This is a genomic window from Limnobaculum eriocheiris (assembly GCF_021010575.1).
In the GTDB taxonomy this organism is placed as follows: domain Bacteria; phylum Pseudomonadota; class Gammaproteobacteria; order Enterobacterales; family Enterobacteriaceae; genus Limnobaculum; species Limnobaculum eriocheiris.
Genome location: NZ_JAJNAG010000003.1, coordinates 111,202 through 123,850, shown reverse-complemented (window position 1 = coordinate 123,850; position 12,649 = coordinate 111,202). Strand labels below are relative to the sequence as shown.

Here is a 12,649-nt window from a genome sequence, read left to right as displayed (position 1 = left end):
TATGCCATAACACTTCGCTGCAACATAAAACTTTACCGGACTATTCCGTCGTCATCCCGCGAGGGATAAAAGCTTTGTCCCAAAGCCGACCCCTGGTTTCCCGTTTCAATAAGGTACTTTTCAATAGCATTCATGGCCGGCCAACGATTCTCGCACCACAGTGGCGCTAACAGGGTTGGGCGCCGTGCGGTAGCTGAAATTCGGTGGTAAATAATATCAACCGGCGTATGGCGGATCATTTCACCTGCGCGTTGCACATACTCTTCCAGTGTCAACGCCGTCAAACGCCCAACCTGCCATGCTTTTGCCATGGTACTACCGGTAACAATATGTAAAGGATGAAGCTTTAAACCATCAGTGCCCGTTTCCGCAACTCTGGCGATGGTCTCTAAATTGTCATTAATATTTTCATCCGGCAATCCGGCGATCAGGTGAGTACAGACTTTAATTCCCCGCTGTCGGGCGGCGACAGTTGTTGCCTGATAGCAGGAGTAATCATGACCGCGATTAATTTTTTTCAGGGTTTTATCATGGGCGCTCTGCAATCCCAGCTCCAGCCATACTTCATACCCCTGCTGGCAATAGCCCGACAGTAAATCCAACACCGGCCCGGATACACAATCAGGGCGAGTGCCAACGCAGATCCCAACAATATCTGCCTGCGACAGCGCCTGTTGATACATATCGCGCAATAAGCAAATCTCAGCATAGGTACTGGTATAAGCCTGAAAATAGGCCAGATAGCGGCTGGCCCGATTGGTCTTCTTCGCCTGACGCGTCAACTGTTCTGCAATACTTTGATGTTGCTGTGCCTCATCAGAAAACGAAGCCACATTACAAAAAGTACAGCCTCCTCTGCCTACCGTACCATCACGGTTAGGACAACTGAACCCGCCATGCAGCGTCAGCTTATGGATTTTTTCGCCGTAGCGTTGCTGTAGATCAGCGCCAAACATATTGATATGTCGATTCAGTTGCATGATTAATCACATGTTTTAGAAGGATATTCTATTTTCTCGTCGGAAGAAAAAGGGCCACCAGACTACGCTTAATTCTTCCGTCACGAGGTGATAAAGATCAAGTCAACGAAGCAGTCAGTACAGAAATAATGGCGATATAAGCCAAAGTGAATAACCACAACTTTCTATGATTTCTTTTTATACTGATACTCAACCTGTCTGTAACATAATCTCAACAAACAACACAATTAAATACTAAAGATAATTCAAAAACCGACATATAATACCAGAATATAGAGTATCAGGAGAGGATGAACATAATTCCGACCCGATAGTACAGTGACTTAGCTCACATTTTATTATGATTAAAAAACAAAACACTCATCTCAAATGAGTGGTAAATTCAATATAAATCAATCATATAATCAATAAAGTATAAAATAGTGTGTTTTACGCTGCATATTTGACCTGAATTCTCTTTGTATATTAAGTTGGTCAGGCGCCATTTTTAAGAGTCTAAGGAATAGATTCTGCTATCCAATAACAGTGGCGTTTGTATGCAGCGTGTTCCCCATCACACTGACTATACATCCCTCTCTGGACAGGCAAATTATAAATAACGGATATAGCAGATAGCGTGGTTCTTAATACACGGGTAAAGGAATGTCCGACATCCACCACGCTGATTATGAACAGGCAATAAACTATAACAACATCAGAAATACACACATGGGGTAACTGGAGAGCAACATCATGCTATACGACGCGTCGAAAGAACGTGACAACTGTGGTTTCGGCCTGATTGCCCATATAGAAGGTGAGCCGAGTCATAAAGTCGTCAGAACGGCTATTCATGGCCTGTCACGCATGCAACATCGCGGCGCGATATTATCGGATGGTAAAACCGGCGATGGCTGTGGATTATTACTGCAAAAACCTGACCGTTTCTTTCGTCTGGTGGCGGAAGAGCAAGGCTGGCGACTGGCAAAAAATTATGCCGTCGGCATGCTGTTTCTCAGTCAGGATGCGGAAGAGGCAGAAGCCAGCCGTAAAATTGTTGAAGAAGAACTTCAGCGAGAAACCCTTTCAATTATTGGCTGGCGGGTAGTGCCAACCAATCCGGATATGCTGGGAGAGATTGCACTCTCTTCCCTACCGCGTATTGAACAAATTTTCGTTAACGCACCGGCGGGCTGGCGCTCATTAGATATGGAGCGCCGTCTGTTTATGGCGCGCCGCCGTATCGAAAAACGGGTAAAAGATGAGACATTCTACGTTTGTAGTCTGTCAAACGTGGTCAGTATCTATAAAGGGCTGTGTATGCCCGTTGACCTGCCGCGTTTTTATCTCGATCTGGCAGACCTGCGGCTGGAATCTTCTATTTGTCTGTTTCACCAGCGCTTTTCTACCAATACCGTACCCCGCTGGCAACTGGCACAGCCGTTTCGTTATCTGGCACACAATGGTGAAATCAATACCATCACCGGTAACCGCCAGTGGGCCAGAGCGCGCTCCTATAAATTTAAAACTCCGCTGATTCCTGACTTACAGGAAGCGGCCCCTTTTGTTAATGAAACCGGCTCCGACTCCAGTTCGCTGGACAATATGCTGGAGCTGTTTCTTAGCGGTGGGATGGATCTGATTCGAGCCATGCGTTTGCTGGTTCCACCGGCATGGCAGAACAACCCGGATATGGATGAAGAGCTACGCGCCTTCTTTGACTTCAACTCTATGCATATGGAGCCGTGGGATGGTCCGGCGGGTATTGTCATGTCCGATGGGCGCTACGCTGCCTGTAATCTGGATCGTAACGGCCTGCGCCCTGCCCGCTATGTAATAACCAAAGATAAGCTGATTACCTGTGCTTCAGAAGTCGGCATCTGGGATTATCAACCGGATGAAGTGGTTGAAAAAGGCCGCGTTGGCCCCGGTGAACTGATGGTGATCGATACCCGTACCGGCAGAATTCTGCGCACCAATGAAACTGATAATGACTTAAAAAGCCGTCACCCTTACCTGAGCTGGATGAGCAAGAACGTTCGCCGCTTAACGCCATTTGAAGATCTGCCGGACGATCGGGTCGGCAGCCGCGAAATGGATGACGCCCTGCTGGAAACCTACCAGAAACAGTTCGCCTACACGAATGAAGAACTGGAACAGATAATCCGCGTTATTGGTGAAAATGGTCAGGAAGCTACCGGCTCTATGGGGGATGATACCCCGTTTGCCGTGCTCTCCAGCAAGCCCCGGGTTATCTACGATTACTTCCGTCAACAGTTCGCTCAGGTCACTAACCCACCTATCGACCCGCTGCGGGAAGCTCATGTGATGTCACTGGCCACCAATATTGGCCGCGAGATGAACGTATTTTGTGAAGCGGAAGGTCAGGCCCATCGCCTGAGCTTTACTTCTCCGGTATTGCTGTACTCTGATTTTGTGCAGCTAACTACGCTGAAAGAGGAGTACTACCGGGCCGATACGGTAGATATCACCTACTGTCCGGACAACATGGATCTGCATGCTGCGGTTATTGCTATGTGCGATGAAGCCGAGAAGAAAGTCCGCCAGGGCACGGTACTGGTGGTGCTATCTGACCGCAATATTGCGCCGGACCGTTTACCTATTCCGGCACCAATGGCGGTGGGCGCACTGCAAACCCGTCTGGTAGAGTCAAACCTGCGCTGCGATGCCAACATTATTATTGAAACCGCCAGCGCCCGGGATCCACACCACTTTGCCGTGCTGTTGGGGTTCGGTGCTACCGCTATTTATCCTTATCTGGCTTATGAAACGCTGGCCAAAATGGTAGAGAACGGCGTTATTGAAAAGCAACAGCGTAAGGTGATGCTGAATTACCGTAACGGTATCAACAAAGGTTTATATAAGATTATGTCCAAAATGGGCATATCTACCGTTGCCTCCTACCGCTGCTCCCAACTGTTTGAAGCCGTTGGTCTGCATTCCGAGCTGACAGCACTCTGCTTTAAAGGTGTCTCCAATCGTATTGGCGGAGCCCACTTCAGCGACTTCCAACAGGATCTGCTTAACCTGTCTAAACGGGCATGGTTAAAGCGTAAGCCTCTGGAACAGGGCGGTTTACTGAAGTTTGTTCATGGTGGTGAGTATCATGCTTACAACCCGGACGTGGTGTCTACCTTACAGGCCGCAGTGAAATCAGGCGACTATGAAGACTATAAGCGGTACGCCGATCTGGTGAACAAGCGCCCGGTAACAACCCTGCGCGATTTACTGGCGTTAAAACCACAGGATGAGTCTCAGGCCATTGCCATTGATCAGGTTGAACCGGCAGAATCGCTGTTCTCCCGCTTTGATACCGCCGCGATGTCTATTGGTGCTTTGAGTCCGGATGCCCATGAATCGCTGGCTATTGCCATGAACACCATCGGCGGTAAATCTAACTCCGGCGAAGGCGGTGAAGATCCAGTGCGTTACGGCACCAATAAGGTCTCTCGCATTAAGCAGGTGGCTTCCGGCCGCTTTGGCGTTACCCCAGCCTATCTGGTCAATGCGGATGTGATCCAAATTAAAGTGGCTCAGGGGGCAAAACCGGGAGAAGGTGGTCAATTGCCGGGGGATAAAGTTACGCCTTATATTGCCAAACTGCGTTATTCCGTTCCCGGTGTCACCCTGATATCTCCGCCGCCTCATCATGATATCTACTCTATCGAAGATTTGGCCCAGCTGATTTTTGACCTTAAGCAGGTCAATCATAAAGCCATGATATCGGTGAAGCTGGTGTCTGAACCGGGGGTTGGCACTATCGCTACCGGCGTGGCCAAAGCCTATGCCGATTTAATTACTATTGCCGGTTACGATGGCGGCACCGGTGCCAGCCCGTTAAGTTCGGTGAAATACGCCGGAAGCCCATGGGAATTAGGTCTGGCAGAAACTCAGCAAGCTTTAGTGGCAAACGGCCTGCGCCATAAAATTCGCCTACAGGTGGATGGCGGTCTGAAAACCGGACTGGATATTATCAAAGCGGCAATTCTTGGCGCAGAAAGTTTTGGTTTTGGTACTGGCCCGATGGTGGCCTTAGGTTGTAAATATCTGCGAATCTGTCATCTGAACAACTGCGCCACCGGCGTTGCCACTCAGGATGAGAAGCTGCGTGCCGACCACTATCACGGCTTGCCAGAACGAGTGATAAACTACTTTAACTTTATTGCTCATGAAACCCGCCTGATTATGGCCGAGTTGGGTATCGCTCAACTGACCGATTTGATTGGACGCACCGATTTATTAACGGAGCTGGACGGTTTCTCTGCTAAACAGCAGCGTCTGGATCTCTCCGGCTTGCTGCACTGTGCACAACCACACCCTGGCAAAGCGCTGTTCTGTACCGAGAATAACCCGCCGTTTGATAAAGGGATACTGAACCAGACCATTCTGACTCAGGCAGAACCTTATATGCAGGCTAAACAGAGCAAATCGTTCTACTTTGATATCCGTAATACCGACCGCTCGGTGGGCGCGGCACTGTCCGGCGCTATCGCCGAAAAACATGGCGATCAGGGGCTGGCGGGAGATCCTATTAAGGTTCACTTTAACGGTACTGCCGGACAAAGCTTTGGCGTGTGGAATGCTGGTGGTGTTGAATTAACCCTGACCGGCGATGCCAATGACTACGTGGGTAAAGGCATGGCTGGCGGTATCATTAATATTCGTCCGCCGGTGGGTTCTGCTTTCCGCGGACACGAGGCTTCAATTATCGGTAATACCTGCCTGTATGGTGCCACCGGCGGTAAGCTGTTTGCCGCAGGTCGTGCCGGTGAACGTTTTGCCGTGCGTAACTCCGGCGCTATTACCGTAGTAGAAGGCATTGGTGATAACGGTTGTGAATATATGACCGGCGGTATTGTTTGTATTCTGGGTCGTACCGGTATCAACTTTGGTGCAGGTATGACCGGTGGTTTCGCTTATGTACTGGACGAGGATAACGAGTTCCGTAAACGGGTTAATCCTGAACTGGTTGAAGTGCTGGCAGTCGATGCATTAGCCATTCACGAAGAGCATTTGCGTGGATTGTTAACCGAACATATCCAGAACACCGGTTCCGCCAGAGCAGAAGAGATTCTGGCAAACTGGTCCATATGGGCAACTAAATTTGTCCTGGTCAAACCCAAATCCAGCGATATTAAAGCACTGCTCGGCCATCGTAGCCGTTCCAGTGCTGAGTTGCGGATTCAGGCGCAGTAAGAGGAAGGTAAACCATGAGCGAAAATGTCTATCAATTTATCGACCTGCAGCGTGTTGATCCGCCTAAAAAACCGCTAAATATCCGGAAGATTCAGTTTGTTGAGATCTATGAACCCTTCCTGGATACGCAGGCCAAAGCGCAGACAGACCGTTGTCTTTCCTGCGGTAACCCCTATTGTGAGTGGAAGTGCCCAGTACATAACTACATTCCTAACTGGCTGAAGCTGGCCAATGAAGGACGAATTATGGAAGCGGCCGATCTGGCTCACCAAACCAATAGCCTGCCGGAAGTGTGCGGTCGTGTTTGCCCACAGGATCGCCTGTGCGAAGGCTCCTGCACTTTAAACGATGAGTTTGGTGCCGTTACCATCGGTAATATTGAGCGTTATATCACTGATAAAGCGCTGGAAATGGGCTGGAAACCGGATATGTCACAGGTGAAACCTACCGGTAAGAAAGTGGCGATTATCGGCGCTGGCCCGGCAGGATTAGCCTGTGCCGACGTGCTGGCACGTAATGGCGTACAGGCGGTAGTTTTCGATCGCCATCCGGAAATCGGCGGCCTGCTGACGTTTGGTATTCCCTCTTTCAAACTGGATAAAGAGGTGATGGTGAAACGTCGCCAAATCTTTACCGAAATGGGGATCGAATTTCGTCTGAATACCGAAATTGGTAAGGATATTTCCGTTGCTCAACTGCTGGCTGAATACGACAGTCTGTTTCTTGGGGTCGGTACCTACCAATCGATGTCCGGTGGTTTACCGAATGAGCAGGCTAATGGCGTATATAACGCCCTGCCTTATCTGATTGCTAATACCAAACATATTATGGGCTATGCCGCCAGCAGCGATGAACCCTACATCAATCTGGAAGGTAAGCGCGTGGTGGTACTTGGTGGTGGTGATACCGCAATGGACTGTGTCAGAACCGCTATCCGTCAGGGGGCAACTCAAGTGACCTGCGCCTATCGTAGGGATGAAGAGAATATGCCTGGCTCACGACGCGAAGTGAAAAATGCCCGTGAAGAAGGCGTCGAGTTCCAGTTTAATTTGCAACCCATCAGCATTGAAGTCAATGCCGCCGGTCAGGTTAATGGTGTGAAAGTGGTTCGCACTGAACTGGGCGCACCGGATGCTAAAGGACGCCGTAATCCGCAGGTGATCGAAGGTTCTGAGCATACCCTTAACGCCGATGCCATCATTATGGCTTTCGGCTTTAAACCGCACAGTATGCCGTGGTTAGCGGAACAGCGCGTTAATGTTGATAAGCAGGGCCGAATTACCGCACCGGATAACAGCGACACCCCTTACCAAACCAGCAATAGCAAAATATTTGCCGGTGGTGATGCGGTTCGAGGTTCCGATCTGGTTGTCACCGCCATTGCCGAAGGGCGTAAAGCGGCAGATGGGATTATGACGTTTTTGGGGGTTTAGCTAGTTGTTAATTATGGTAATACATCATCATATTTAACAACCTCAAACTACTGAAACCTAACATATCAGCAGCTATGAATATTCCGGTCGTAACATATAAAGTGCTTATATCTGCTTTGTGTTCGACCGGAAGACCGTTTTTACTTAGCTTCGGAGTGCGTCAGGCTTGACCGGATTAGGGGTAGTTATGAAACACCCTGCGGGCCAGCGCAAACGCTGTTCAAACAGGCTTTGCCTGTTTGTCGTTGGCTTATGCTAAGTCGCCCCCAACACCCGTCCCGCCTGACGATTAGCCATTTTTAAGTACAAAAGTAAACAGTCAGACTTTTCATCAATAGTTTTCAGTTTTCTTTGCTTTAACCAGCTTTCCTTCTTCCGACGCGCACTTAATAAATAAACTTCTTAACCATTGGGCTGCCGGATCGTAGTGCACGCGATGGTGCCATACCAGCCGGGTAAAGAATTTGCGTGAATCACAAGGGTAAGGTAACACGACTAAATTATTCTTTTCTGCAAAATGATGGGCGGTCTGGCAGGGTAAGGTTAATACAAAATCCGTTTCAGCCAGTATCATAGGAGCCGCTAAAAAATAGGGGATCGACATGGCAATATCATGGTCTGCCGATTGTTCAAAAGCGCCTTCATCAATGGCATATCCTTGCCCCTGTTTACCATCATGAACGGTAATCTGCATACGGCGGAACTGATTAATCTGTTCCATTGAAGGGACGTTCCCCGACCCAATATATTCCGTCAGTGGATGCCCTTGCCGCACCAGACAGGCGTAAGAGGTTTCAAACAAATTGATCTCATGAAAATCTGGTGGCAAAGCCAATAACGGGAAAATGGCTAAATCCATGGTTCCATACTTCAGACTGGAACAAAGATCTTCACCTATCGGCAATATCTCAATGCGCGCTTTTGGCGCCTGACGAAAGAGCTCACCAATCACCTGGGAAAAGATAGTGAATACGCCATTATCTACCGCCCCCACATACAGCGTGCGCGTTAGCGACTCTGGTCGAAACTCATCTGGATCGGTTAAACGTTCCAGTTCCTGTAAAGCTGCCAGCACTCTGGGGGTAAGCAATTTGGCCCTCGGTGTTGCCTGCATGCCATAACCCGACTTAATAAACAGATGGTCATTAAAAATCGATCTGAGTTTAGTTAGTGCTCTGCTGGCGGCAGCCTGGCTCATTCCCTGCCTGTTTGCCGCCACCGTCAGTGATTGTGTTTCAGATAATACTTTGAATAAACCCAGTAATTCCGTATCCAGCGGAATGTTTTCCACTTTACGCATAATCGTTATCCGGAAAGGAGTATTTATCTCTGCACAGAGATAACCTACTATCGGCATAAAGTAAACAAATGTAACAAACGTAACGTGATTTTAGTCAAATAAAATTAAATTAACAAATTGATAGATATGAATATAAAAGAATTTAATCGCAATAAACCATCAAATATTAAGCGCTTAAATTTACATTTAATTTTACATAATATAGAGATGTTTCATTCATTAAGAATACAGAAAAACAATAACTATTAAATGGTTATGGATGAAAACCACTTTCCCTTTTATTGATACGTCTGGTTAAGCCAACCGCTTAGTTATACCAATTAACAGCATAAAAAATTCCCCTTTTGGGATGGTTGGGGTTGGTACCTGATTCTGAGGTATGCCCCTCTAATCGCAAGAAAATAGCATTACCAATCAGGAGATAACTATGACTATAAAGACCAGAAATACGCTGGTGGCAGGCACAATCGCATTAGCGTTAGGCTTTGCTTCCCCAACGCTAATGGCTGCCGGATTTAAACCGGCACAGCCCGCTGGTAATTTAGGTGCAATCGTTGTGGATCCATACGGAAACGCACCGTTAACCGCATTAGTTGAACTGGACGGTCACAAAGTTTCTGACGTTAAAGTCACGGTACACGGCAAAAGTGATAAGGGTGTCCCCATCAGCTACGCGGTTGGTGCAGATTCAATAAAGAGTTATGACGGCATTCCAATATTCGGCCTGTATCAAAAATACGATAACAAGGTCACGGTGGAATATAAGGAAAACAATAAGCAGCTAAAAGATGACTACATCATCAAAACTTCGGCCATCGTTAATAACTATATGGATAATCGCTCGTTAAGCGATTTGCAGGAAACAAAAGTCATCACTGTTGCTCCGGGCTTTGAAGATCGCCTGTACTTAGTTAACACCCATACCTTCACCGCACAGGGCTCTGACCTCCACTGGCATGGCGAAAAGGATAAGAATGCCGGCATTCTTGACGCTGGCCCGGCGGGCGGCGCCTTACCTTTTGATATCGCACCTTTCACATTTATCGTTGATACACAGGGAGAATATCGCTGGTGGCTTAACCAGAATGCTATTTACGACGGCCGTGATGTCAACATCAATAAACGTGGTTATCTGATGGGGATTCGGGAAACCCCACGCGGTACCTTTACCGCCGTACAGGGACAACACTGGTATGAGTTTGACATGATGGGCCAGATTCTGGTGGACCATAAGCTCCCCAGAGGCTTTATGGATGCCACTCATGAATCGGTGGAAACCTCTAATGGCACCGTACTATTACGGGTAGGTAAACGTAACTACAAGCGCGATGACGGCTTGCATGTTCATACCATTCGCGACCACATCATTGAAGTAGACAAATCCGGACGCGTGCTCGACGTATGGGATTTAAACCTGATACTCGATCCGTTACGCGATAGCCTGTTGGGTGCTCTGGATGCCGGTGCGGTGTGCGTTAACGTTGATTTGACCCATGCCGGTCAACAGGCCAAGCTGGAACCAGACACACCTTACGGTGACGCTTTGGGTGTTGGTCCTGGTCGCAACTGGGCACACGTAAACTCCATTGCTTATGATGCCAAAGATGACTCCATCATTCTCTCTTCCCGTCATCAGGGCGTGGTAAAAATCGGCCGTGATAAAGAAGTGAAATGGATACTGGCCCCATCCAAAGGCTGGAATGAAAAACTGTCTAAAAAGCTGCTAAAACCGGTATCAGACAATGGAAAACCGTTGCAGTGTGACGAAAACGGCAAATGCGAAAACACTGACTTTGACTTTAGTTATACCCAGCATACCGCCTGGCTCTCCAGTAAAGGCACCCTGACCGTATTCGATAATGGTGACGGCCGTGGCCTGGAGCAGCCTGCTCTGCCAACCATGAAATACTCACGTTTTGTGGAATATAAGATCGATGAGAAAAACATGACGGTTCAGCAGGTTTGGGAGTATGGAAAAGATAGAGGCTATGACTGGTATAGCCCTATCACGTCCATTGTGGAGTATCAGAAAGACAAAGACACCATGTTTGGCTTCGGCGGCTCCATTCACCTGTTCGATGTTGGTCAACCCACCGTCGGTAAGTTAAACGAGATCGACTATAAGACCAAAGCGGTCAAAGTAGAGATCGATGTGCTTTCCGATAAGCCTAACCAGACCCACTATCGCGCCCTGCTGGTGCGCCCACAAAATATGTTTAAGTAGTTGGTAACCGCTCCCTGAGTGCCTTTCCTCTCAGGGAGCAACAAGTCAGATAACAAAAAATTATTATATTTTTCAATTTATTAAGGAGCCATCATGTATTCATCAGGGTTTAAGTGCTTACTCAAAAGTGCACTTTGTGCCGCTTTGTTAGCTGTGTCATTTATCGCTTCGGCTTTTACTGAAGGAACTGACTATGTCGTTCTGGAAAAACCGATTCCAAACGCAGAGAAAACGCTAATCAAAGTATTCAGTTATGCCTGCCCTTTCTGCTACAAGTATGATAAAGCGGTTACCGCACAGGTAGCGGCTAAAGTGGCAGATACGGTGACTTTTGTTCCCTTCCATTTGGAAACCAAAGGTGAATATGGCAAACAGGCCAGTGAGGTTTTCGCCGTTCTGATTCATAAAGATCAAGCAGCAGGTGTCTCTATTTTTGATGAAAAATCCCTGTTTAAAAAGGCTAAGTTCGCCTATTACGCCGCCTATCATGATAAGAAAGAGCGCTGGTCTGATGGTAAAGATCCTGACGCCTTTATCAAAACCGGGCTTGATGCTGCTGGCATCACTAAAGCGGACTTCGATGAAAATCTGAAGGATGCAAAAGTTCAGGAAACACTGGAGAAATGGAAAGCCAGCTATGAGGTGGCAAAAATTCAGGGAGTACCGGCTTATGTGGTCAACGGTAAGTATCTGATCCTGACCAAGAGCATTAAATCCATCGACTTAATGGCCGATCTGGTTAAAGAGCTGGCCGCTAAATAAGGATTCCACGTTATGGGTCTGTTGAAAACAATGTGGAAAAACTTACGCACCTCACCGGTTGATACGCTGGTCAGATGGCAGGAACAGCGTTTCCTATGGCTATTAATGGTGGTGGTGATGGGCGGATTAATCGTTCTTGCCCATTCGTTTTTCCAGATCTACCTGTATATGGCACCATGTGAACAGTGCGTCTATATTCGTTTCGCTATGTTTGTCATGGTCATTGGTGGGCTGATTGCCGCCATCAATCCGAAAATAATTGTGCTTAAGCTGATTGGATGTATCGCGGCATTTTACGGTGCGATTACTGGTATGGGCTACGCCATTAAATTAAATGGTATTCACCATGCGGTACATAACCCTGACCCTGATGCGCTTTTTGGCGTACAGGGTTGTTCCACCGATCCATCATTTCCTTTCGGGCTTCCACTGGCTGATTGGTCGCCAGAATGGTTTAAACCAACCGGAGACTGTGGCTACGATGCCCCTATCGTTCCGGATGGGGTGACGCTAAACAGCATCCAACAATGGTTTATTGATATGTATGTTCAGGCGGAAGGCTGGTATCTGATTCCATCATGGCAGTTTATGAATATGGCTCAGGCTTGCTTTCTGGCATTTGGGCTGTGTTTTATTATTTTGGTGATCATGACTCTTGCCTGGATCATTAAGCTGGCTCGCGGCAACAAACCGGTACGGGTGGGTTCTCAAATCCGGTAGTGTTTTCTTTTGGGTGTGAAACAGGCGGAGATAA

Annotated in this window: 7 protein-coding genes; 5 read left to right on the top strand and 2 right to left on the bottom strand. The window is 47.8% G+C overall.

The window, feature by feature from the left end:
- Positions 1-32: 32 nt before the first annotated feature.
- Positions 33-980 (bottom strand): tRNA modification radical SAM protein MnmL/YtqA, encoded by a 948-nt coding sequence (gene mnmL / locus LPW36_RS02725; RefSeq protein ID WP_230607958.1) that lies wholly within the window; start codon positions 978-980, stop codon positions 33-35.
- 732 nt (positions 981-1,712) lie between these two features.
- On the opposite strand from mnmL, the gene gltB reads away from it, so the two are divergent.
- Entirely contained in the window at positions 1,713-6,176 is a 4,464-nt protein-coding gene (gene gltB / locus LPW36_RS02720) for a glutamate synthase large subunit (protein WP_230607957.1), read from the top strand.
- 14 nt (positions 6,177-6,190) lie between these two features.
- The gene (locus LPW36_RS02715; RefSeq protein ID WP_230607956.1) at positions 6,191-7,609 is read left to right on the top strand and encodes a glutamate synthase small subunit; all 1,419 of its coding nucleotides are present in this window, start codon (positions 6,191-6,193) and stop codon (positions 7,607-7,609) included.
- A 331-nt stretch (positions 7,610-7,940) separates the two neighbouring features.
- Here LPW36_RS02715 and LPW36_RS02710 read toward each other — a convergent pair whose 3' ends face one another.
- A complete protein-coding gene (locus LPW36_RS02710) occupies positions 7,941-8,909 on the bottom strand; it encodes a LysR family transcriptional regulator (protein WP_230607955.1) in 969 nt (322 codons plus the stop codon).
- Positions 8,910-9,336: 427 nt separating this feature from the next.
- Between LPW36_RS02710 and LPW36_RS02705 the strand changes: the two genes are divergently transcribed.
- The 3 genes from LPW36_RS02705 (at position 9,337) to dsbI (ending at position 12,615) form a co-directional block, all read left to right on the top strand.
- The gene (locus tag LPW36_RS02705; protein ID WP_230607954.1) at positions 9,337-11,133 is read left to right on the top strand and encodes an aryl-sulfate sulfotransferase; all 1,797 of its coding nucleotides are present in this window, start codon (positions 9,337-9,339) and stop codon (positions 11,131-11,133) included.
- A 93-nt stretch (positions 11,134-11,226) separates the two neighbouring features.
- Positions 11,227-11,895, top strand: a complete 669-nt coding sequence (locus LPW36_RS02700; RefSeq protein ID WP_230607953.1) for a thiol:disulfide interchange protein DsbA/DsbL — start codon at positions 11,227-11,229, stop codon at positions 11,893-11,895.
- Positions 11,896-11,907: 12 nt separating this feature from the next.
- A complete protein-coding gene (gene dsbI, locus LPW36_RS02695) occupies positions 11,908-12,615 on the top strand; it encodes a protein-disulfide oxidoreductase DsbI (protein ID WP_230607952.1) in 708 nt (235 codons plus the stop codon).
- Positions 12,616-12,649: the final 34 nt, after the last annotated feature.